We start from the raw sequence: 20,830 nt of genomic DNA, 5'->3' as shown, positions 1-20,830 counted from the left end.
GCCGCCAGGACCGCAACCCCACCCGAACGGCGGCCCGGACCCCGAACGGCGACTCAGACCCTGAGCCGCTGCCCCGGCACGATGACGTCCGGGTTCCCGCCGATGACGGCACGGTTGACGGCGTACACGCGCTGCCAGCTCGTTCCGTGCCGCGCCGCGACGGCGCTGAGGGTGTCACCGCTCCGCACGGTGTAGTTGCCGGAGGGGCGCGAGGCCCCCCGGTCGGCGTGGCCCGAGCGCGGCCCGGCGGCGGCCCGAGGCGCCTCGACCGGCTTCGGCGCCGGTTTCGCGGCCTTCGGTACGGGCGCCGCGGCGGACGGCGCCTGGCCGTACGCACCCGCGCGGGCGGCGCAGGTGGGCCACGCGCCCCACCCCTGGGCCCGCTGGACCTTGGCGGCGACAGCGATCTGCTGTGCCTTCGACGCCTTGTCGGCGGTGGCCGCGTACGCCCCTCCGCCGTACGCGCGCCACGTCCCCGCGGAGAACTGGAGCCCTCCGTAGTAGCCGTTGCCCGTGTTGATCTGCCAGTTGCCGCCGCTCTCGCACCGTGCGATGCGATCCCACACTCCGCCGTCCGCCGCGTCGGCCTGACCGGTCGCGGCGAGCAGTCCCAGCGGGGCGATGAGCGCGGCCCCTCCGATCACTGCCGTTCTGCGTATGCGCCTGGGAGTTGCGGACATGAAGATCCCTCTCGTCGTACCCGGGCTCCCCCTGGCCGTACGGGCCCCTCGCGCATCCGGCGCCGAGGTCCGTCCGGCCCCGCCCGCCCTGCGTGATCGGCGGACGTACCCGAGCGGTGCTCGCTGCACACGGCGGTGGAATCTAGGAGCGCGCTCGGCCCGGCAGCAACCGCATCCCCGTCCGCACAGGCCAGTTGAGCGTTACTCAAGGTAGCGGCGAGTTCAGGCCACCCACTTCATTGCCTGATATCGGGATTTATACGCCCGTTGATCCATTGATCTGTGACCCACTTCACCCCATCAACTCCCTTACGCCGAACGCCCGTTGGCGCGGAGTGATGCATTCCGCCACTCATCTCACCCTGCGCTGCGGACGGTTCGATTCCGTTCGCTGTGTTGCGTGACTTGCGCCACTGATCCGCCGTTGTCTTCCTATGAGCCGGGCGCCGTCCGGCTCATCACACCCGCACCAATCACCCCACGTGACGATCCCGAGGAGTCACCCGTGCCGCGCATGCTCGACGTCAGCGACGACGTTCGCGCCGAGATCGGCGACGAAGAAGCCGACCGGCTGCTCACCGGAGAGAACACGCCGGGCAGTTACGACTGCACCTCGTGCCGCACCCCGGGCGACTCCGGCCAGGAACGGACCAGCACGGTCCTGTTCGTCGGCGAGGAGACCGCCGTACTCGCCTTCGCGCACGCCTCCTGCCTCCCCTCCCAGATCGTTACGGTCACCGAGGAGCAGCTCCAGGGCGCCGTGCGTTCGATCACCGGCGACGGCGGCGCGGACCCCGCACGGGCCGCGGCGAGCCGGACCGTGCCGAGCCAGGCCGCGCCGAACCAGGACGTGCCGAGCCAGGCCGTGCTCGGCGTGACCAGCGGCCTGGTCCTGATCGAGAACGAACTGCGCCCCGCGCTCGTCGTCGAGCCCACCGGGCCGATCGCCCGCCCCGGCGCGGCGCCCGGCGGCGGCGACGACTTCCTGCCGCTCCTGATCGAGCAGGGCTTCATGCCGGTGACCTCCCTGCACACCGTGCCGCCCGTACTGCACGGCTGGTCCGTCCTGCTCGGCATGGGACAGCTCCACGCCGTCTTCCAGCCCGGCCCCCACGGCAGCGCCCCCGTCGCCTGGTGGCAGGCCCACCAGCCGCTCCAGGTCACCGAGGACTGGCGGGCCGCGGTCAACAAGACCCAGACCGTGCTGCTCTACGCCGCTCCCGCGGGCTCCATCGGCCGCCAGCCGCGCGAGGACCTGCTGCGGGACGCCCTGGACGAGGCGGCCGCCCGCGGACTGCTCGCCGCCGGGTCCATGCCGCTCGCCGGGACCTGATCACCCGAATGGCCGCGGGGGTCGCGCCCGGACCCCCGCATCCGTCGGGCGGCGGTTTCGTTGGCACAGACGTGCACACATACGACCCCTCCCGCTACCGCCCGGCGTACCAGACCCCGATCCCGTCCATGCGCACCGCGCCGGACACGACGGGCGAGCGCTCGGCCACACCGATCTACGACACGCTGTACTCGGAGTACCGCAGGGCCTTCCGCGCCCTCCCGGGCGACCGGACCGGCGAGGAGGATATGGGCTTCACCGCGTTCGGCACAGGGCCGTACGGCGGACAGCGCGACGGACGGCACGATGCGCGCCCGTACGCCTTCGGGCAGTTCCACCTGGGCCGCTACGGCCGGCAGGACCACTACGCGACGGGCCTCCACCCGATCCCCGCGGCCCTGCCTGCGGCCCCGCGCCGCGAGCACTGAGCACGCGAGATGCCCGGCCCCGGAGAACCGGGGCCGGGCATCTGGCGTACGTACTACTTCTTGCGGCCGCGCTTCTCGCGCACCCGGACCGAGACGTGGATCGGCGTGCCCTCGAAGCCGAACTCCTCGCGCAGGCGGCGCTCCAGGAAGCGGCGGTAGCCGGCCTCGATGAAGCCCGACGCGAAGAAGACGAAGCGCGGCGGCTTCGTGCCCGCCTGCGTGCCGAAGAGGATGCGCGGCTGCTTGCCGCCGCGGACCGGGTGCGGGTGGGAGGCGACGATCTCGCCGAGGAAGGCGTTCAGCCGTCCGGTCGGCACGCGCGTCTCCCAGCCTTCGAGGGCCGTCTCGATCGCGGGGACGAGCTTCTCCATGTGCCGGCCGGTGGTCGCGGAGACGTTGACGCGGGGCGCCCAGGCGACCTGGGCGAGCTCGGTCTCGATCTCCCGCTCCAGGTAGTAGCGGCGCTCCTCGTCGAGGGTGTCCCACTTGTTGTACGCCACCACGATCGCGCGGCCCGCCTCGACGGCCATCGTCACGATGCGCTGGTCCTGCACGGAGATGGACTCGGAGGCGTCGATGAGGATCACCGCGACCTCCGCCTTCTCGACGGCCGCGGCGGTGCGCAGCGAGGCGTAGTAGTCGGCGCCCTGCTGGAGGTGGACGCGCTTGCGGATGCCCGCCGTGTCGATGAACTTCCAGACGACGCCGCCCAGCTCGATGAGCTCGTCGACCGGGTCACGGGTGGTGCCCGCCAGTTCGTTGACGACCACGCGGTCGTCGTTCGCCACCTTGTTGAGCAGCGAGGACTTGCCGACGTTCGGACGGCCGATGAGCGCGATGCGGCGGGGTCCGCCGATGGCCGTGCCGAAGGTCTGCTCGGGCGCCTCGGGCAGCGCCTCGAGGACGGCGTCCAGCATGTCGCCGGTGCCGCGGCCGTGCAGCGCGGAGATGGGGTGCGGCTCGCCGAGGCCGAGGGACCACAGGGCGGTGGCGTCGGCCTCGCCGGACTGGCCGTCGACCTTGTTGGCGCAGAGGACGACGGGCTTGCCGGCCTTGCGCAGGAGGCGGACGACCGCCTCGTCGGTGTCGGTGGCGCCGACCGTGGCGTCGACGACGAAGAGCACGGCGTCAGCGGCCTCGATCGCGTACTCCGCCTGGGCGGCGACGGACGCGTCGATGCCGAGCACGTCCTGCTCCCAGCCGCCGGTGTCGACGAGCTTGAAGCGGCGGCCCGACCACTCGGCCTCGTACGTGACGCGGTCGCGGGTCACGCCGGGGCGGTCCTCCACGACGGCCTCGCGGCGGCCGATGATGCGGTTCACCAGGGTCGACTTGCCGACATTGGGGCGGCCGATGACGGCGAGCACGGGCAGCGGGCCGTGGCCCGCCTCCTCGATGGCGCCCTCGACGTCCTCGACGTCGAAGCCCTCCTCGGCGGCGAGCTCCATGAACTGCGCGTACTCGGTGTCGCCGAGCGCCCCGTGGTCGTGCTCGGCGAAGCCGTCGCCCTCGGGCTGGATCTGGTCGCTCATGAAGTCCGTACCTCGTCGTTCATCGTGGTGATCGGTGCGCGGGTCCGCGTTTCGGTTCAGCGCACTACTTGATAAGTCTCGCTCAGCGCCCGGTCAGGCGCCTGGCGTTTTCCAGGTGGCGGGAGAGCCGCTCCTGGATGCGCACGGTCGCCTCGTCGAGCGCCTTGCGCGTACGCCGTCCGCTGCCGTCGCCCGCGTCGAAGGGGTCTCCGAACACGACGTCGACCCGGCTGCGCAGCGGGGGCAGCTGCTTTATCAGCCGTCCGTTCCGCTCGGTGCTTCCCAGGACCGCGACCGGAACGATCGGGGCCCCGGAGCGCACCGCGAAGTACGCGAGCCCGGCGCGCAGCGATGCGAAGTCGCCGTCGCCCCGGGTGCCCTCGGGGAAGATGCCGAGGACGCCGCCCTGCCCCAGGACGCCGAGGGCCCGGGTGATGGCCGTGCGGTCGGCGCCCGAGCGGTCCACCTTCACCTGGCCGATGGCGCCCAGGAAGGTGCCGAGCGGCCCGATGAACGCTTCCTTCTTGATCAGGAAGTGCGTGGGCCTGGGCGCGACGCCCATGACCATCGGGCCGTCGACGTTGTGCGCGTGGTTGACGGCCAGGATCACGGGCCCGTTCGCGGGCACCCGCCAGGAGCCGAGCACCCGCGGTCTGAACAGGCCGTACATGAGGCCGACGCCGATCCGGCGGCCGACCTCGGCTCCCCGCTCGGAGACGCCGTGCTCGATGGCGCCGGGGCCGGCTGCGCCCCGTCCGGCGGGAGCCTCGCTCACTTCTCGGCCCGCTTCTCCTCGACGAGGGTGACCACGCACTCTATGACCTGCTGGAGCGTGAGCTCGGTGGTGTCGACCTCGACCGCGTCACCGGCCTTGGCCAGCGGGGACGTCTTGCGGCTGGAGTCGGCCGCGTCCCGCTTGATCAGGGCTTCCTGGGTCGCCTTGACGTCGACGCCCTTGAGCTCGCCGGAGCGGCGGGCGGCGCGCGCCTCGGGCGAGGCGGTGAGGAAGATCTTCAGGTCGGCGTCGGGCAGCACGGTGGTGCCGATGTCGCGGCCCTCGACGACGATGCCCTTCTCGGCCGACTCGGCGATCCAGCGCTGGAGCTCGGTGATGCGGGTGCGGACCTCGGGGACGGCGCTGACGGCGCTGACCTTGGAGGTGACCTCGCTGGTGCGGATGGGGCCCGAGACGTCCGTGCCGTCGACCGTGATGGTCGGGGCCAGCGGGTCGGTGCCCGAGACGATCCCGGGCTTGCCCGCGGCGTCGGCGATGGCGCCGGGGTCGGTGAGGTCGATGCCGTTGTGCACCATCCACCAGGTGATCGCCCGGTACTGGGCGCCGGTGTCCAGGTAGCTGAGCCCGAGCTGGGCGGCGACGGCCTTGGAGGTGCTCGACTTGCCCGTGCCGGAGGGGCCGTCGATGGCGACGATCACGGCTGCCGGGGCGGCGTTTTCTGCGGTTTCCACGGGGCTGCGGACACCTTTCGCAGTACTCGGGGCGGGGTGGCGGGGCGTGGACACGCCCCGGACAAGGTTACTGGCTCGCGCACCCTGCCCCGACAGCCCCTTCCGCCCGCCGCCCACGGCCGCCCACGGGCGCCTGATGGCGCCTGATGGCGCCTACTGCCGGATCGACCAGCCGCGCTCGCGCAGCGCCGCGCTGAGCACGGGCGCGGCCTTCGGCTCGACCATGAGCTGCACGAGGCCCGCCTGCTGACCGGTGGCGTGCTCGATGCGCACGTCCTCGATGTTGATCCCCGCCCGGTCCGCGTCGGCGAAGATCCGCGCGAGCTGGCCCGGCTGGTCGTTGATCAGCACCGCGACGATCTCGTACGCGGCGGGGGCCGAGCCGTGCTTGCCCGGCACCCGGGTCCGGCCCGCGTTGCCGCGCCGGAGCATGGTCTCGACGCCTGCCGCGCCCTCGGTGCGCTCCGCCTCGTCGGCGGACTGGAGGGCGCGCAGGGCCGTGACGGTCTCGCCCAGGTCGGCGGCGACGTCGGCGAGGAGGTCGGCGACGGGTCCGGGGTTGGCGGAGAGGATGTCGATCCACATCCGGGGGTCGGACGCGGCGATGCGGGTGACGTCGCGGATGCCCTGGCCGCAGAGGCGTACGGCCGTCTCGTCGGCGTTCTCCAGGCGGGCGGCGACCATGCTGGAGACCAGGTGTGGCATGTGCGAGACGAGGGCGACCGCGCGGTCGTGGGCGTCGGCGTCCATGACGACGGGGACGGCACGGCAGAGCGCGACGAGCTCCAGGGCGAGGTTGAGCACCTCGGTCTCGGTGTCACGGGTCGGGGTGAGCACCCACGGCCGCCCCTCGAAGAGGTCGGCGGTGGCGGCCAGCGGACCGCTGCGCTCGCGCCCGGACATGGGGTGCGTGCCGATGTACGGGGTGAGGTCGAGGCCGAGCGCTTCGAGCTCGCGGCGCGGCCCGCCCTTGACGCTGGCCACGTCGAGGTAGGCGCGCGCGGCGCCGCGCCGCATGACGTCGGCCAGGGTGGCGGCGACGTGCGCGGGCGGCACGGAGACGACGCAGAGGTCGACGGGGCCCTCGGGGGCCTCGTCGGTGCCGGCGCCGAGCGCGGCGGCGGTGCGGGCCTGCGCCGGGTCGTGGTCGACGAGGTGGACGGTGACGCCGCGGGAGGCGAGGGCCAGGGCGGCGGAGGTGCCGATCAGGCCGGTGCCGATGACGAGGGCGGTTCTCACTGGGCGATGTCCTTGCGGAGTGCGGCCGCGGCGCCGAGGTAGACGTGCGCGATCTCGGAGCGGGGGCGGTCGGTCTCTATGTGGGCCAGGAGCCTGACGACGCGGGGCATGGCGCCCTCGATCCGGATCTCCTGCGCGCAGATCAGCGGTACGTCGACGATGCCGAGGGCGCGGGCCGCGGCGGCGGGGAAGTCGCTGTGCAGGTCGGGGGTGGCCGTGAACCAGATGCTGATCAGGTCCTCCGCGGTCAGCCCGTTGCGCTCCAGGACGGCGGTGAGCAGCGCGCCGACCTGCTCGCCCATGTGTCCGGCCTCGTCCTCGTCCAGCTGGACGGCGCCCCGGACCGCTCGTACCGCCACGTCACCGCTCCTCGTATCGCCCGCGCACTGCTTGTCCCGTCAAGGGTAGTCAGCGCCGCGCGCGCGGGGGCGCGGCGCCCGCCTGCCGAGACGCGCCGCGCGGGACCGTACGCTCGCCGCATGCGCCCCCAGGACCTGGCCCTCGTACGCGACCACACCGTCTACGCCTGTGTGATGGGCTCGCGCGCCTTCGGTCTGGCCACGGAGGGCAGTGACACCGACCGGCGGGGCGTCTTCCAGGCGCCGACCCCGCTGTTCTGGCGCTTCGAGAAGCCGCCGACGCACGTGGAGGGGCCGGCGCCCGAGCAGTTCGGCTGGGAGCTGGAGCGCTTCTGCGAGCTGGCGCTGCGGGCCAATCCGAATGTCCTGGAGTGCCTGCACTCCCCGCTCGTCGAGCACGTCACGGAGACCGGCCGCGAGCTGCTCTCGCTGCGCGACGCGTTCCTCTCCCGGCAGGCCCACGACACGTTCACCCGCTACGCCCTGGGCCAGCGCAGGAAGCTGGACGCGGACGTCCGCGTCCATGGCGCCCCGCGCTGGAAGCACGCCATGCACCTGCTGCGGCTCCTGATGTCCTGCCGCGACCTGCTGCGCACCGGCGAGCTGATGATCGACGTGGGCGACCGGCGCGGGCCGCTCCTCGCGGTCAAGGCGGGCGAGCGCACGTGGCCGGAGGTCGAGTCCTGGATGGACCGCCTCGCGGCCGAGACCGAGGAGGCGGCCGCGCACAGCCCGCTCCCCGCCGGGCCCGACCGGCGCCGGATCGAGGACTTCCTCGTCCGCGCCCGCCGGGCGTCGGCCCTGGACTCCCGCGAGCCGTAGGTCAGGCGTCCCAGAGGGCCCCGAACTCCAGGAGCTCGTCCCGGTACTCGATCCGCTCCCTCCACTCGGCGGGCCACGCGTCCGCGCCGAGGTGGGCGCCCGCGAAGGCGCCCGCGAGGCAGGCGATGGAGTCGGAGTCGCCCGAGGTGCAGGCCGCGCGGCGCAGCGCGGTGACCGGTTCGTCGACGAACTGGAGGAAGCACAGCAGGCCGGTGGCGAGCGCTTCCTCGGCGATCCAGCCCTCGCCGGTGTCCAGGCAGGGGTCGGTCTCCGGGTTGGCCCGCTTCAGCGCGGCCTCCAGGCGTTCGAGGACGGCCAGGCACTCGTCCCAGCCGTACGCGATGAACGCCTGCGGCGTCGGTGCCTCGCCCCGCCGCCACAGCTCGCCGAGCCACCGCTCGTGGTAGGTCTCCCGGTTGTCGTACGCGTAGGAGCGGAGCAGCCCGGCCAGGCCCGTCGGCTCGGCGCCCCCGGCGAGCAGGCGTACGGCGTGCGCGGTGAGGTCGGACGCGGCGAGCGCGGTCGGATGGGCGTGGGTGAGCGCGGACTGGAGCTGGGCGGCGCCCGCGCGCTCTTCGTCGCTCAGCGCGGGGACGAGGCCGATGGGCGCGACCCGCATGTTGGCGCCGCAGCCCTTGGAGTGCGGGCTGCCGGCGCTCCGCCACTCCCGCCGCTCGTCGGCGAGGAGCTCGCAGGCCTGGACACAGGTGGTGCCGGGGGCGCGGTTGTTGTCGGGAGAGACGTTCCACGCGACGAACTCACGGCGGGTGAGCAGCGCGAGCCGCTCGGGGTCCGGCTCGCGCATACCGGTGGCCCGCATCCCCCTGGCCAGCGCGAGTGTCATCTGGGTGTCGTCCGTGACGATCGCGGGCCGCGGCAGTTCCATCCCCCGCCACGGTCCGGACTTCGCGAGGATCGACGGCACGTCGTTGAACTCGGTGGGAAAGCCGAGCGCGTCCCCGAGGGCGAGCCCCATGAGGGAGCCGGTGGCCGGGCGCTTCACGAGGAGTGTCCTTCCGCGGCGGGGCGGAGCAGGGGCGGGTGCAGGGCGGTGGCCGTGCCCGCCCGGAAGAGGGCCGCGGGCTTGCCCCGGCCGCCGGTGAGGCGGGCAGCGCCCGGGATCGCCTCGACAAGCCCGGCGGTGCCGACGACCTTGCGCCGGAAGTTGGCGGGGTCGAGTTCCGCGCCCCACACGGCCTCGTAGACCTGGCGCAGCTCGCCGAGCGTGAACTCGGGCGGGCAGAAGGCGGTGGCGAGCCCGGTGTACTCCAGCTTGGCGCGGATCCGGTCGTAGGCGTCGCCGAGTATCCGGTCGTGGTCGAAGGCGAGCGGCCGGTACGCCGCCGGGCCGTACGGCAGCCAGGCGGCGCCGGCCGCGTCGCCGCCCGCGCGGGCCTCCGGCAGGTCGGGCACGAGCGCCGCGAACGCGACGGAGACGACCCGCATGCGCGGATCGCGGTCCGGCTCGCTGTAGGTGCGCACCTGCTCCAGGTGGAGTCCGCTGACGTCCGCGAGCCCCGTCTCCTCGGCGAGCTCACGCTGCGCGGCGCTCTCCGCGGACTCGTCCGGCAGCAGGAAGCCGCCGGGCAGCGCCCAGCGCCCCGCGTACGGCTCCTGGCCGCGCTCCACGAGCAGCACGTGCAGTGCGCCGTCGCGGATGGTGAACACCGCGAGGTCCACGGTGACGGCGAACGGCTCGAAGGCGTATTTGTCGTAGGTCTCGGACACAGACATGCCCGCCCACCCCCTTAAAAGTCATTACGACTATAAAGAGGGTGGGCGGGCAGCCACAAGCCCCGCGGACCAGAAAGATCACCAGGTCCGCTCGCGGGTCGCCTACAGCTCGACTTCCTTCATCAGCATCCCGACCTCCGTGTTGGAGAGCCGCCGCAGCCAGCCGGACTTCTGGTCGCCCAGGGTGATCGGCCCGAAGGCCACCCGCACCAGCTTGTCGACGGGGAAGCCCGCCTCGGCCAGCATGCGGCGCACGATGTGCTTGCGGCCCTCGTGCAGGGTGACCTCGACGAGGTAGTTCTTGCCGGTCTGCTCCACGACACGGAAGTGGTCCGCGCGGGCGTAGCCGTCCTCGAGCTGGATGCCGTCCTTGAGCTGCTTGCCCAGGTCACGCGGGATCGGACCCACGATGTGCGCGAGGTAGACCTTCTTCACGCCGTACTTCGGGTGGGTCAGGCGGTGGGCCAGCTCACCGTGGTTGGTGAGCAGGATGACGCCCTCGGTCTCGGTGTCGAGCCGTCCCACGTGGAAGAGCCGCGTCTCGCGGTTGGTCACGTAGTCGCCCAGGCACTGGCGGCCCTCGGTGTCCTCCATGGTGGAGACGACACCGGCGGGCTTGTTCAGCGAGAAGAACTGGTACGACTGCGTGGCGACCGTGAGGCCGTCCACCTTGATCTCGTCCTTCTCGGTGTCGACCCGCAGCCCCTGCTCCAGGACGATCTCGCCGTTGACCTCGACACGGGCCTGGTCGACCAGCTCCTCGCAGGCGCGGCGCGAGCCGTAGCCCGCGCGGGCGAGGATCTTCTGGAGACGCTCGCCCTCCTGCTCGGCGCCGGGGAAGGTCTTGGGCGTGCTCACCTTCGGCTTGTCCGCGTACCGGTCGCGGTTGCGCTCCTCGGCACGGGTCTCGTACTCACGGGAGCGTGCGGGGGCCGACCGGCCGCCGCGCTGCTGTCCCTGCTTGGGGCCGCCCTTGGCACCGCCGCGCGCGGAGGCGCCGCGCCCGGACTTCGGGCCGGTCCTGGTGGCGCCGGCGCCCACGTCGTAGCGGCGCTCCTCGGGGCGCGGCTTGCTGGGCCTGCTCGGCTTGTCGTCTCGCTTGTCGTCGCGCTTGTCATCGCGCCTGTCGTCGCGCTTGTCGTCGCGGCTGTTACCGGCACCCCGGTAATTGCCGCGGCCACCGCTGCTGCCGCGGCCGCCGCTGTTGCCACCACGGCTCCCGCCGTTGTTTCCGCTGCTGTTCCTGCCGCTGCTGCTTCGCATCAAAAGTTCCGTCTTAGTCGGCTGCGTCCTCGTAACCCGGCGCATCGGGTGCGTCCGGGTCGAACGACGGAACGCCTTCCCGCGTCTCGGCCTCGATCGCGTCCGCCTCGGGGAGGAAGGGCGCGAGCTCCGGCAGCTCGTCAAGGCCACGCAGGCCCATCCGCTCCAGGAAGTAGTTCGTCGTCCTGTACAGGATCGCACCTGTTTCGGGTTCCGCGCCCGCCTCCTCCACCAGACCCCGCTGAAGGAGGGTGCGCATCACGCCGTCACAGTTCACCCCGCGCACCGCGGAGACCCGCGAACGGCTCACCGGCTGGCGGTACGCGACGACGGCGAGGGTCTCCAGGGCCGCCTGGGTGAGCCGCGCCTGCTGCCCGTCGAGCACGAAGCCCTCCACGGCGGCGGCGTACTCGGGGCGGGTGTAGAACCGCCAGCCGCCCGCCACGAGCCGCAGCTCGAAGCCGCGCTTCTGCACGGTGTACTCGTCGGCCAGCTCGCGCAGCGCGTCGGCGACCGCGCGGCGGGGCCGCTGGAGGATCTTCGCGAGGTGCTCCTCGGTGGCCGGCTCGTCGACGACCATCAGGACCGCCTCCAGGGCGGGCCGCAGCTCCAGGGCGGCGACGGTGGCCGTCCCCGCGGGGTGCTCGCTCACGCCTTCTCCTCCATCGGCTCGGGGGCCCGGTCGAACTCGTCGGTCACGGCCGGCTCACCGGCGCCGTCCCCGCCGGTCCACCGCACCATCAGCTCGCCCAGGGGGTCCTCCTGGTCCAGGGCGACGGCCTTCTCGCGGTACAGCTCCAGGAGGGCCAGGAACCGGGCCACGACGGTCAGCGTGTCCCCCGCGTCCGAGACGAGCTCCCGGAAGCTCGTCTCCCCCTGCTCCCGCAGCCGGGCGACGACGAGCCCTGCCTGCTCGCGCACGGACACCAGCGGGGCGTGGATGTGGTCGACGTACACCTGCGGCTTCGCGCGCGGCTGCATGGCCTTCACGGCGAGCTTGGCGAACCCCTCGGCGCCGATGCTGATGACGACCTCGGGCAGCAGCTCGGCGTGGTGCGGCTCAAGGCCGACGGTGCGCGGGTAGCGCCGCGCCTCGTCTTCGAGCCGTCCGCTGAAAATGTCCGCGACGTGCTTGTACGCGCGGTACTGGAGCAGCCGCGCGAACAGCAGGTCCCGCGCTTCGAGCAGCGCCAGGTCGGCTTCGTCCTCGACCTCGGCGGCGGGAAGCAGCCGGGCCGCCTTGAGGTCGAGCAGCGTGGCGGCGACGACGAGGAACTCTGTCGTCTGGTCCAGGTCCCAGTCGGGCCCCATCGCCCGGATGTGCGCCATGAACTCGTCGGTCACCTTGGAGAGCGCGACCTCGGTGACGTCCATCTTGTGCTTGGCGATCAGCTGGAGCAGCAGATCGAAGGGCCCCTCGAAGTTCGCGAGCCGGACCGTGAACCGCCCGTCACCGGGTTCGTCGGGCTCAGCGGTTACGTCGGGCTCAGCGGGGGCCGGCGCGGCCTCCGGCTCCGGCACCGCCGACTGCGGCTCCGGCTCCGCCTCCGCGGGAGCGGGAGCCGTCCCCGGCCCGCGCCCCAGGGCGCGGCGGCGAGCGGGCGGTGCGGATTCACTGTTCAGGGCCATGAGGCCAGAAACGCTACTCCTACCGCCCGCGCAACCGTCGTACGAGGATGCTCGCGTCCCCACGCGACTCCAGATCCGCGAGGACGACCGCGACGGCCTCCCGCACGATCCGGCCGCGGTCGACCGCGAGCCCGTGCTCACCGCGGAGCACGAGACGCGCGTGTTCGAGGTCCATCAGCTCCTCGGCGGAGACGTACACGGTGATCTTCTCGTCGTGCCGCTCACGCCCGCTGGGCCGCCGGTTGGCCGCCCGGGCCCGCCGCCGCGCCTGGGCGGTGGAGGAGCCGTTCTTGCCGCTCTGAGGGGCCGTGCCGTCCTGCGCCTGGCCGTCGGCGGACCGGCGCCCTGCGCCCTTGTCCGTCTCGGCGGACGCCGCCCGGCTGCGTGACTCGGCGCCCGACTCGGCGTCGCTGGCCGCGTGTTCCGCGGGCTCACCGCCGTCGCCCTGCGCGGCCTCGCCGGCCGCCGCGGTCTCGTCGCTCTCGCCCGCAGGAGCGGGCACCCTGGCGTCACCGTTGGCCGGACGCCGCGGCGACGACGACTGGAGGGCCATGCCCCCGGTCGTGCGGAACAGTTCGTCGGCCCCCGGCAGACTCACTCGGCGTGACACCGGGCGAGCACCTCCCTGGCGAGCTGACGATAGGCGGCCGCGCCGACCGAGTTGGAGGCGTACGTCGTGATCGGCTCACCGGCGACCGTGGTCTCGGGGAAGCGGACCGTGCGCCCGATGACCGTGTGGTAGACGTGGTCGTCGAAGGCCTCGACGACGCGCGCGAGCACCTCACGGCTGTGCACCGTGCGGGAGTCGTACATGGTCGCGAGGATGCCGTCGAGCTCCAGCTCGGGGTTGAGCCGCTCCTGGACCTTCTCGATGGTCTCCGTCAGGAGGGCCACACCGCGCAGCGCGAAGAACTCGCACTCGAGCGGGACTATCACCTTGTGCGCGGCTGTCAGGGCGTTCACCGTGAGCAGGCCGAGCGAGGGCTGGCAGTCGATGACGATGTAGTCGTAGTCCTGCATCAGCGGCTTGAGCGCCCGCTGAAGGGTGGACTCGCGCGCGACCTCGCTCACGAGCTGCACCTCGGCGGCCGACAGGTCGATGTTGCTCGGCAGCAGGTCCATGTTGGGGACCGCGGTCTTCAGGAGCACCTCGTCCGCGGACATGCCGCGCTCCATGAGGAGGTTGTAGACCGTGAGGTCCAGCTCCATCGGGTTCACACCGAGGCCGACCGAGAGTGCGCCCTGGGGGTCGAAGTCGACGAGCAGGACACGGCGTCCGTACTCCGCGAGGGCGGCGCCCAGGTTGATGGTCGACGTCGTCTTGCCGACGCCGCCCTTCTGGTTGCACATCGCGATGATCTTGGCGGGCCCGTGGTCGGTCAGCGGGCCGGGGATCGGGAAGTACGGCAGCGTGCGCCCCGTGGGGCCGACGCGCTCGCGGCGCTGACGGGCCGCGTCGGGCGCGAGCGTGGCCGCGTACTCCGGATCGGGCTCGTACTCGGCGTCGGGGTCGTAGAAGTGCCCCTTGGGCAGTTCCTCGTAGTCGGCGAGGTGGGTGTGGGTCTTATCGCCACTCCGGTCGCCGGCCATGGCGTTCACGTGATGGCCATCCATGCTCTGGGGTGCTGGCTGTGTCGGCTGGGGGCTCTGCCGGGCTTCGAAGGTTCGGACAGCGACGGAGCCGACAGCCTCGAGTCCCACGGGCCCTTGGCCTCGCTCAGACGTTCCTGGTTGACCACCCCCGGGAGCAAATGTCGACTCATTCACAAGTCGTCTTACCTCCTTGGTGACCAGGGAACTTCTCGATAGGTCAGCGTGGCACCATGCCGACGGTTGGCGACTCTATGGCGTGTCACCGGTCCACAGCAACACAATCCGCCGGACCGGGCCCGATGTGTCGGCAAAGGGACACAGCGATGTCAAGGGCGTGCGGCTTGCCAGTGGCACGTTTCCGGGGTGGGCGAAACGGTTAAAGGGTTACGTTCAAGGCGAGTTGAGCGTGTCCACACTGATACGCATACGGCCGGACCCCTCTCAAGGTCCGGCCGCGGGCGTGAGATTGACGACTCTCGTTGACGAAAGCGTCGGTGACCGACCGGAGTCGGTCACGGGGTCAGCCGAGGAGCGTCTCCAGCTCGACGTGCTCGAGACCGTGGGACTCCGCGACCTCCCGGTAAACGACCTTGCCGTCATGGGTGTTGAGACCCAGGGCGAGCGCCGGGTCGCGGCGTAGGGCCTCGACCCAGCCGCGGTTCGCCAGCTCGACGATGTAGGGCATCGTCGCGTTGGTCAGCGCGTAGGTGGAGGTGTTGGGCACCGCGCCCGGCATGTTGGCGACGCAGTAGAAGACCGAGTTGTGGACCGGGAAGGTCGGCTCGGCGTGCGTGGTGGCGTGCGAGTCCTCGAAGCAGCCGCCCTGGTCGATCGCGATGTCGACAAGGACACTTCCGGGCTTCATGCGCGAGACGAGCTCGTTGGTGACGAGCTTCGGGGCCTTGGCGCCCGGGATGAGGACGGCACCGATGACGAGGTCGGCCTCCAGGCAGGCCTTCTCCAGCTCGAAGGCGTTGGAGACGACGGTCTGGATCTTCGTGCCGAAGATCTTGTCGGCTTCCTTGAGCTTGTTGATGTCCTTGTCGAGCAGGGTCACGTGGAAGCCCATGCCGACGGCGATCTGCGCGGCGTTCCAGCCGGAGACGCCGCCGCCGATGACGACGGCCTTGCCCGCGGCCACGCCGGGGACACCGCCCGGCAGGACGCCGCGGCCGCCGTTGGCGGCCATCAGGTGGTAGGCGCCGACCTGCGGGGCGAGGCGGCCCGCGACCTCGGACATCGGGGCGAGCAGCGGGAGCGCGCGGCCCGCGGTCTCGACGGTCTCGTACGCGATGGCGGTCGTGCCCGACTCCAGGAGCGCGTCCGTGCACTCCTTGGACGCGGCCAGGTGCAGGTAGGTGAAGAGGGTCTGGTCCTTGCGGAGGCGGTGGTACTCCTCCGCGACGGGCTCCTTGACCTTCAGGAGCAGGTCGGCGGTGGCCCAGACCTCATCGGCGGTGTCCAGGATCTTCGCGCCGGCGGAGACGTACTCGGCGTCCGTGATCGAGGAGCCGACGCCGGCGTTCCGCTCGATGACGACCTGGTGGCCGTGGCGCACCAGCTCGTGCACACCGGCCGGGGTGATGGCCACCCGGAACTCGTTGTTCTTGACCTCGCGGGGGATGCCGACCTTCATCGTCGATCACGGTCCTTGGCTCAGGGGAAATCTCGGGCAATGCACTACAGACCGGTGCACCGATGGGCGCAACGGGAGACGCCACGGATGTACGCGGCGGAGCCAGTCTAATGAAGGATTTCTCGCTGTCTAGCCTTCCAATACTTCAATCTTCTGAGGATGTGCTGCGGATTTCGTAGGCGGAAGACCCTGCTCCACCGTTCGTTTCAAGCCCGGCGGTCTCCGGCGGGCCCGTTCCCAGCATGCGCTCGGCCGCGTTCCTGTGCAGCAGGGCGGCCGTGGGGTCGCCCAGCCGTTCCAGGGTGTCCGCGAGGCGGAGCTGGAGCGCGGCCTGAAGCCGTACGTCCTCGGCGGTCCTGGCCAGCTCGACCGCCTCCTGGCAGGTGCGCAGCGACTCCTCGGGCCGCCCCGCGTACTCCTGTACGCGCGCCATCTCGCTCAGCGCCCGCGCGTGCGCGGCCACGTCGCCGTTCTTGCGGTGCCCGGTGACCGCCGAGCTCCAGTTGCGCAGCGCCTCTCCGTAGCGGCCCGCGTAGGTGTGCACGGTGGCGATCCGGCCGTAGAGCCGGGCCGCGTCGGCGCGCTCGCCGCGGGAGAGGCGGTGGGCGAGCGCCCTGCCGTACCAGTCGGAGGCCCGCGACCAGTCCCCCAGCTCGTGGTGCGCGCCGCCGACGGATTCCATCGCGCGTCCGGTGGCGTACGGGTCGTCGGCCTCCCGGCCCGCGTCGAGCGCCGCCCGGTAACGCGCGAGGGCGTCCCGCGTACGGCCGGTCCGCGCGTCGAGATCCGCGAGGTTGAGCAGTGCGGCGGCCCGCTCGCGCGGGAGCCTGCGCCGCTCGGCCACGCCGAGGACGAGCTGGTGGATGGAGTACAGCTCGGGGGCGGCGGCCTGCTGGCCGCGGTGGGCGACGAGGGCCCGGGTCAGGGCCGCCATCAGGCGGCGGGCGAGGGTGTCGAGCTCCCCGTCGGCCACCGCGAGGCGGGCGGCGGCGAGCAGGGCGGGCTGCCGGATCCGCAGCCACTCGGCGGCGGCCGCCGGGTCGGGGAAGCGCAGGGCGCCCGGCAGCCCGGCGAGCAGCTTCTGGGCGGCGGAGCTGTCGGTCTCGGTCACCGCCCGGCAGGACTGGAGCAGCCGCACGGTCCGCTCCAGCATCCGGGCGCGGGCGAGCTGGAGCTCGGCGGGGCGGTCCTGGGTCTCGGTCAGCCGCCGCAGCAGCGGCACCAGGCAGCCCGGCACCTCGTACTGCGGAAGGGGTGACTCCACGGGCCGTACGAGGCCGAGGGCGGCGAAGTCGTCCAGTGTGGCCCCGGCCGTGGAGACCGAGCAGCCGGCCAGCGCGGAGGCGGTGTGCGGGTCGACGTATCCGGCCGGGGCCAGGGAGAGGAGCCGCAGCATCCGGGCGGGCGGCCCGGAGAGGGTGGCGTAGGTGTGCCGGAAGACGCGGGCGAACGCGGGCCCGTCGTCGGGCAGGCCGTGCAGCCGCTTCGCCAGATCGGCGACGGCGGCCTTGGGCCGCGCCGCGAGCCAGCCGCCGGCCAGGACGAGGGCCGCGGGGTGGGCCTGGCAGGTCTCGACGAGCGCCTCCGCGGAGCGCGGGTCCACGGTGATGCGCACGGGCCCGGCGGCGCGGGCCAGCAGTTGCACCGCGGCCTCCTTGTCGAGGCCGCCGAGGGTGCAGGGCCGCACGTCGGGGATGCCGGTGAGCGGGCCCACGGAGACGGCGACGACCAGGCAGTCGGGCGTGTCCGGGAGCAGCGGCTCGACCTGCTCGGCGTCGGCCGCGTCGTCGAGGAGGAGCAGCGCCCTGCGTTCGGCGAGCGCGTCCCTGAGGATGTCGGTCAGCTCGTCCTCGTGCGCCCCGGCCGGCGCGGGGACGGACAGGGCGTCGAGGAGCGCGCGGGCGGTGCGTTCGGTGGGGACGCGGGTGCCGTCGGGTTCGGTGAGACAGGCGCGGAGCACTCCGTCGGGGTACTCGCGGGCGATGCTCCGCACCAGCGCCTCGGCGAGCGAGGTGCGGCCCGAGCCGGGGCGGCCCGCCACCAGCAGGACGCGTGCGCGGGGCGCCTTGCGGCCCGACAGGGTGTCGAGTCCGGCGCGGTCGATGTCGGCCCTGAGTTCCTTCAGCTCCCGCCGCCGGCCGACGAATCGAACCGCCGTGGGCTCCGGCACGGCACCGGCCGGCAACGGCACCGTGCCACCCGCCGCCGCACCGTCGGTGTCGACCGCCTGATCCGTCACGGGCCACGCTCCCGTCCGCCTGCGCACGAGCCCGCCCGGAACTCCGGGCGGGACGCTTTCAGAGCCTAGTTCAGGCCCTGTGGCCCTCCAGGCCGCGCGGCGCGCACAAGTCGCCCGATCGGATCAGTGGATCGTCATACTGGTACAGGAACCCGTCCGGGTCCGGCGTCTCAGGCCTCGAAGGGCCGTGCGGGCCAGGGGGCCTCGGCCGGGCGGAGCGCGTCGACGCCGTCGCCGTTCAGGGCCGCGAAGAGCGAGAGGACGCCGACGACGAGGCAGTTGTTGTGCAGCTCCCCGGCGAGCACTCCGCGTACGAGTTCTTCCAGCGGGAGGCGGGCGAGCTCCATGTCGGCCTCCTCCTCCTCGACCTCGAAGCGCTCGCCCTCGGCCTCGGCGAGGTCACGGGCGAGGAAGATCCGCACGGCTTCGTCGCAGCCGCCGGGGGTGGTGTAGACGTCGGTGAGGACGCGCCAGTCCTCGGCCTTGACGTGCGCCTCTTCGTAGAGCTCGCGCTGCGCGGCGTGCAGGGGGTTCTCGCCGGGGACGTCGAGCAGGCCCGCGGGGATCTCCCAGAGCTTGTGGCGGACCGGGTGGCGGTACTGGCGGAGGACCAGGACGCGGCCCTCGCCGTCGAGCGCGAGGACGGCGACCGAGCCGGGGTGGACCTGGTAGTCACGGCGGACGACGGTCCCGTCGGGCATCACCACGTCGTCGGTGCGCACGGAGGTCTTGTTCCCGACGAACGGCGTCTCGCTCGCCGTGACCTGCCACTCCTCGGCGGTGTCCTTGATCGTCATGTCGCCCTGTCCTCCCACACACGTGCAAACAGAAACCGGGGTACGCGCCTCAGGAGGCACGTACCCCGGCAACCGTATCGCCTGTCGTCACTCGGCGGACTTGGCGCCCGTCTGACGCTCGACGGCGGCCTTCACGAGCCCGGCGAAGAGCGGGTGCGGACGCGTCGGACGCGAGCGCAGCTCCGGGTGGGCCTGGGTGGCGACGAGGTAGGGGTGGACCTCGCGGGGGTACTCGACGTACTCGACGAGCTTGCCGTCCGGGGAGGTGCCGGAGAACAGGATGCCCGCCTTCTTCTCCAGGTCGGCGCGGTAGGAGTTGTTCACCTCGTAGCGGTGACGGTGGCGCTCCTCGACGTACTCCTTGCCCTCGTACACCTCGCGCACGATGGAGCCCTCGGCGAGCTTGGCCGGGTACATGCCCAGGCGCATCGTGCCGCCCATGTCGCCCTCGCCCGCGACGATGTCGAGCTGCTCGGCCATGGTGGAGATCACCGGGTGGGCGGTGGCCGCGTCGAACTCCGTGGAGTTGGCGTCCGGGATGTCGGCGAGGTTGCGGGCGGCCTCGACGACGATGCACTGGAGGCCGAGGCAGATGCCGAGCAGCGGCACCTTGTTCTCGCGGGCGTACTGGATGGCGCTGACCTTGCCGTTGACGCCGCGCTCGCCGAAGCCGCCGGGGATCAGGATGGCGTCGACGTCACCGAGCTGCTTGGCGGCGCCCGCCGGGGTCTTGCAGTCGTCGGAGGTGACCCACTTGACCTTGACGCGGGCGCGGTTGGCGAAGCCGCCCGCGCGCATGGCCTCGGTCACCGAGAGGTAGGCGTCGGGCAGGTCGATGTACTTGCCGACCAGCGCGACCGTGACCTCGTGCCGCGGGCTGTGGACGCGGTCCAGGAGGTCGTCCCACTGGGTCCAGTCCACGTCGCGGAAGGGCAGGTCGAGCTTGCGCACCACGTAGGCGTCCAGGCCCTCGGTGTGCAGCACCTTCGGGATGTCGTAGATCGACGGCGCGTCGATGGCGGCGACCACGGCGGCCTCGTCGACGTCGCACATCAGCGAGATCTTGCGCTTGATGGCGGTCGGCACCTCGCGGTCGGCGCGCAGGACGATGGCGTCCGGCTGGATGCCGATGTTGCGCAGGGCGGCGACGGAGTGCTGGGTCGGCTTGGTCTTCAGCTCGCCGGAGGGGCCGATGTAGGGCAGCAGCGAGATGTGCACGACGAAGACGTTGTCGCGGCCGACCTCGTGGCGGACCTGGCGGACGGTCTCCAGGAACGGCAGCGACTCGATGTCGCCGACCGTGCCGCCGACCTCCGTGATCACGACGTCCACGTCGTCCGTCGCCATGCGGCGGATGCGGTGCTTGATCTCGTTGGTGATGTGCGGGATGACCTGGACGGTGTCGCCGAGGTACTCGCCGCGCCGCTCCTTGGCGATCACCTGGGAGTAGATCTGGCCGGTGGTCACGTTCGCCGAGCCGTCGAGGTCGACGTCGAGGAAGCGCTCGTAGTGGCCGATGTCCAGGTCCGTCTCGGCGCCGTCGTTGGTGACGAACACCTCACCGTGCTGGAAGGGGTTCATCGTGCCGGGGTCGACGTTCAGGTACGGGTCGAGCTTCTGCATCGTGACGCGCAGGCCGCGCGCCTTCAGGAGCGCACCCAGGCTGGAGGCAGTCAGACCCTTGCCGAGGGAAGAGGCGACACCCCCGGTGACGAAGATGTGCTTGGTCGTCTTGGATGTGGGCTGCATGGCCAAGAGGGGGCTCCCGTGTCGCGGTCTGAAGGGTGCGTTCCGCCACTCTCACCCGGGGATCCTGGGGAGGTGTCGTCGCTGCGGTTCGGGGGTTCGATGACCACCGGCTCACGGGCTACCAGGGTATCAGCGACCTGAGGGGGACGCTTCCGGGCACGCTCCGCCATTGGGCGGGCACCACATCGTCACGAGACACGCACGCCCCATAAACGCGCAGGTACACCGCCTCTCACCTGCCGCTCACCCGTTCGGCCGCAGCTCGTTGCCGGGAGGGGCGCGCAGATCACCAAAGCGCGTCGTATCCTGCTCGGACGCTCGCTGCCGAGC

At 72.1% G+C, this 20,830-nt stretch carries 20 protein-coding genes; 3 read left to right on the top strand and 17 right to left on the bottom strand.

The features are described from left to right. Nucleotides 1-53 precede the first annotated feature (53 nt). On the bottom strand, nucleotides 54-680 hold the full coding sequence (locus ACZ6JY_RS18140) for a LysM peptidoglycan-binding domain-containing protein (protein WP_469196994.1): 627 nt from the start codon (nucleotides 678-680) through the stop codon (nucleotides 54-56). A 505-nt stretch (nucleotides 681-1,185) separates the two neighbouring features. Here ACZ6JY_RS18140 and ACZ6JY_RS18135 point away from each other — a divergent pair. Together ACZ6JY_RS18135 and ACZ6JY_RS18130 are read left to right on the top strand one after the other, a co-directional pair. Next, a complete protein-coding gene (locus tag ACZ6JY_RS18135; protein WP_469196993.1) occupies nucleotides 1,186-2,013 on the top strand; it encodes a hypothetical protein in 828 nt (275 codons plus the stop codon). 71 nt (nucleotides 2,014-2,084) lie between these two features. After that, a complete protein-coding gene (locus tag ACZ6JY_RS18130; protein WP_469196992.1) occupies nucleotides 2,085-2,441 on the top strand; it encodes a hypothetical protein in 357 nt (118 codons plus the stop codon). Nucleotides 2,442-2,494: 53 nt separating this feature from the next. Here ACZ6JY_RS18130 and der read toward each other — a convergent pair whose 3' ends face one another. The 5 genes from der to aroH form a co-directional block, all read right to left on the bottom strand. Beyond that, on the bottom strand, nucleotides 2,495-3,973 hold the full coding sequence (gene der, locus ACZ6JY_RS18125) for a ribosome biogenesis GTPase Der (RefSeq protein WP_469196991.1): 1,479 nt from the start codon (nucleotides 3,971-3,973) through the stop codon (nucleotides 2,495-2,497). A gap of 82 nt (nucleotides 3,974-4,055) precedes the next feature. After that, a complete protein-coding gene (locus ACZ6JY_RS18120) occupies nucleotides 4,056-4,643 on the bottom strand; it encodes a lysophospholipid acyltransferase family protein (protein ID WP_469197335.1) in 588 nt (195 codons plus the stop codon). A gap of 101 nt (nucleotides 4,644-4,744) precedes the next feature. Further along, a complete protein-coding gene (gene cmk / locus ACZ6JY_RS18115) occupies nucleotides 4,745-5,440 on the bottom strand; it encodes a (d)CMP kinase (protein WP_469196990.1) in 696 nt (231 codons plus the stop codon). Between the two features lie 153 nt (nucleotides 5,441-5,593). Beyond that, nucleotides 5,594-6,679: a prephenate dehydrogenase gene (locus ACZ6JY_RS18110; RefSeq protein WP_469196989.1), complete on the bottom strand. Its 1,086-nt coding sequence runs from the start codon at nucleotides 6,677-6,679 to the stop codon at nucleotides 5,594-5,596. After that, nucleotides 6,676-7,038 (bottom strand): chorismate mutase, encoded by a 363-nt coding sequence (gene aroH / locus ACZ6JY_RS18105; RefSeq protein ID WP_469196988.1) that lies wholly within the window; start codon nucleotides 7,036-7,038, stop codon nucleotides 6,676-6,678. Before aroH ends, ACZ6JY_RS18110 begins: the two co-directional genes overlap by 4 nt. Before the next feature lie 120 nt (nucleotides 7,039-7,158). Here aroH and ACZ6JY_RS18100 point away from each other — a divergent pair, with 120 nt between their 5' ends. Continuing rightward, complete coding sequence (locus ACZ6JY_RS18100) at nucleotides 7,159-7,860, top strand: nucleotidyltransferase domain-containing protein (RefSeq protein WP_469196987.1); 702 nt, start codon at nucleotides 7,159-7,161, stop codon at nucleotides 7,858-7,860. Between the two features lies 1 nt (nucleotide 7,861). On the opposite strand, the gene ACZ6JY_RS18095 is transcribed toward ACZ6JY_RS18100, so the two are convergent. The 11 genes from ACZ6JY_RS18095 to ACZ6JY_RS18045 form a co-directional block, all read right to left on the bottom strand. Then, nucleotides 7,862-8,836, bottom strand: coding sequence for an ADP-ribosylglycohydrolase family protein (locus tag ACZ6JY_RS18095; RefSeq protein ID WP_469197334.1), 975 nt, complete (start codon nucleotides 8,834-8,836; stop codon nucleotides 7,862-7,864). Between the two features lie 23 nt (nucleotides 8,837-8,859). After that, a complete protein-coding gene (locus ACZ6JY_RS18090) occupies nucleotides 8,860-9,594 on the bottom strand; it encodes an NUDIX hydrolase (RefSeq protein ID WP_469196986.1) in 735 nt (244 codons plus the stop codon). Nucleotides 9,595-9,696: 102 nt separating this feature from the next. Then, nucleotides 9,697-10,857, bottom strand: coding sequence for a pseudouridine synthase (locus tag ACZ6JY_RS18085; RefSeq protein WP_469196985.1), 1,161 nt, complete (start codon nucleotides 10,855-10,857; stop codon nucleotides 9,697-9,699). Between the two features lie 13 nt (nucleotides 10,858-10,870). Continuing rightward, on the bottom strand, nucleotides 10,871-11,509 hold the full coding sequence (scpB, locus tag ACZ6JY_RS18080; protein WP_469196984.1) for an SMC-Scp complex subunit ScpB: 639 nt from the start codon (nucleotides 11,507-11,509) through the stop codon (nucleotides 10,871-10,873). After that, nucleotides 11,506-12,486 carry a segregation and condensation protein A gene (locus ACZ6JY_RS18075; protein ID WP_469196983.1) on the bottom strand — a complete coding sequence of 327 codons (981 nt, stop codon included), beginning with the start codon at nucleotides 12,484-12,486 and terminating at the stop codon, nucleotides 11,506-11,508. The genes scpB and ACZ6JY_RS18075 overlap by 4 nt, the downstream gene beginning before the upstream one ends. 19 nt (nucleotides 12,487-12,505) lie before the next feature. After that, the gene (locus tag ACZ6JY_RS18070) at nucleotides 12,506-13,096 is read right to left on the bottom strand and encodes a hypothetical protein (protein WP_469196982.1); all 591 of its coding nucleotides are present in this window, start codon (nucleotides 13,094-13,096) and stop codon (nucleotides 12,506-12,508) included. Next, nucleotides 13,081-14,253, bottom strand: coding sequence for a ParA family protein (locus ACZ6JY_RS18065; RefSeq protein WP_447036544.1), 1,173 nt, complete (start codon nucleotides 14,251-14,253; stop codon nucleotides 13,081-13,083). The genes ACZ6JY_RS18070 and ACZ6JY_RS18065 overlap by 16 nt, the downstream gene beginning before the upstream one ends. Nucleotides 14,254-14,599: 346 nt before the next feature. Further along, nucleotides 14,600-15,715, bottom strand: coding sequence for an alanine dehydrogenase (ald, locus tag ACZ6JY_RS18060; RefSeq protein WP_469196981.1), 1,116 nt, complete (start codon nucleotides 15,713-15,715; stop codon nucleotides 14,600-14,602). A 145-nt stretch (nucleotides 15,716-15,860) separates the two neighbouring features. Further along, the gene (locus ACZ6JY_RS18055; RefSeq protein ID WP_469196980.1) at nucleotides 15,861-17,954 is read right to left on the bottom strand and encodes a tetratricopeptide repeat protein; all 2,094 of its coding nucleotides are present in this window, start codon (nucleotides 17,952-17,954) and stop codon (nucleotides 15,861-15,863) included. Nucleotides 17,955-18,124: 170 nt separating this feature from the next. Beyond that, nucleotides 18,125-18,751, bottom strand: coding sequence for an NUDIX domain-containing protein (locus ACZ6JY_RS18050; RefSeq protein ID WP_469196979.1), 627 nt, complete (start codon nucleotides 18,749-18,751; stop codon nucleotides 18,125-18,127). Nucleotides 18,752-18,838: 87 nt separating this feature from the next. Continuing rightward, nucleotides 18,839-20,500 (bottom strand): CTP synthase, encoded by a 1,662-nt coding sequence (locus ACZ6JY_RS18045; protein WP_469196978.1) that lies wholly within the window; start codon nucleotides 20,498-20,500, stop codon nucleotides 18,839-18,841. Between the last annotated feature and the right edge of the window lie 330 nt (nucleotides 20,501-20,830).

Source organism: Streptomyces sp. NPDC046335 (assembly GCF_055587985.1).
This window is presented reverse-complemented; position numbering and strand designations above follow the sequence as displayed.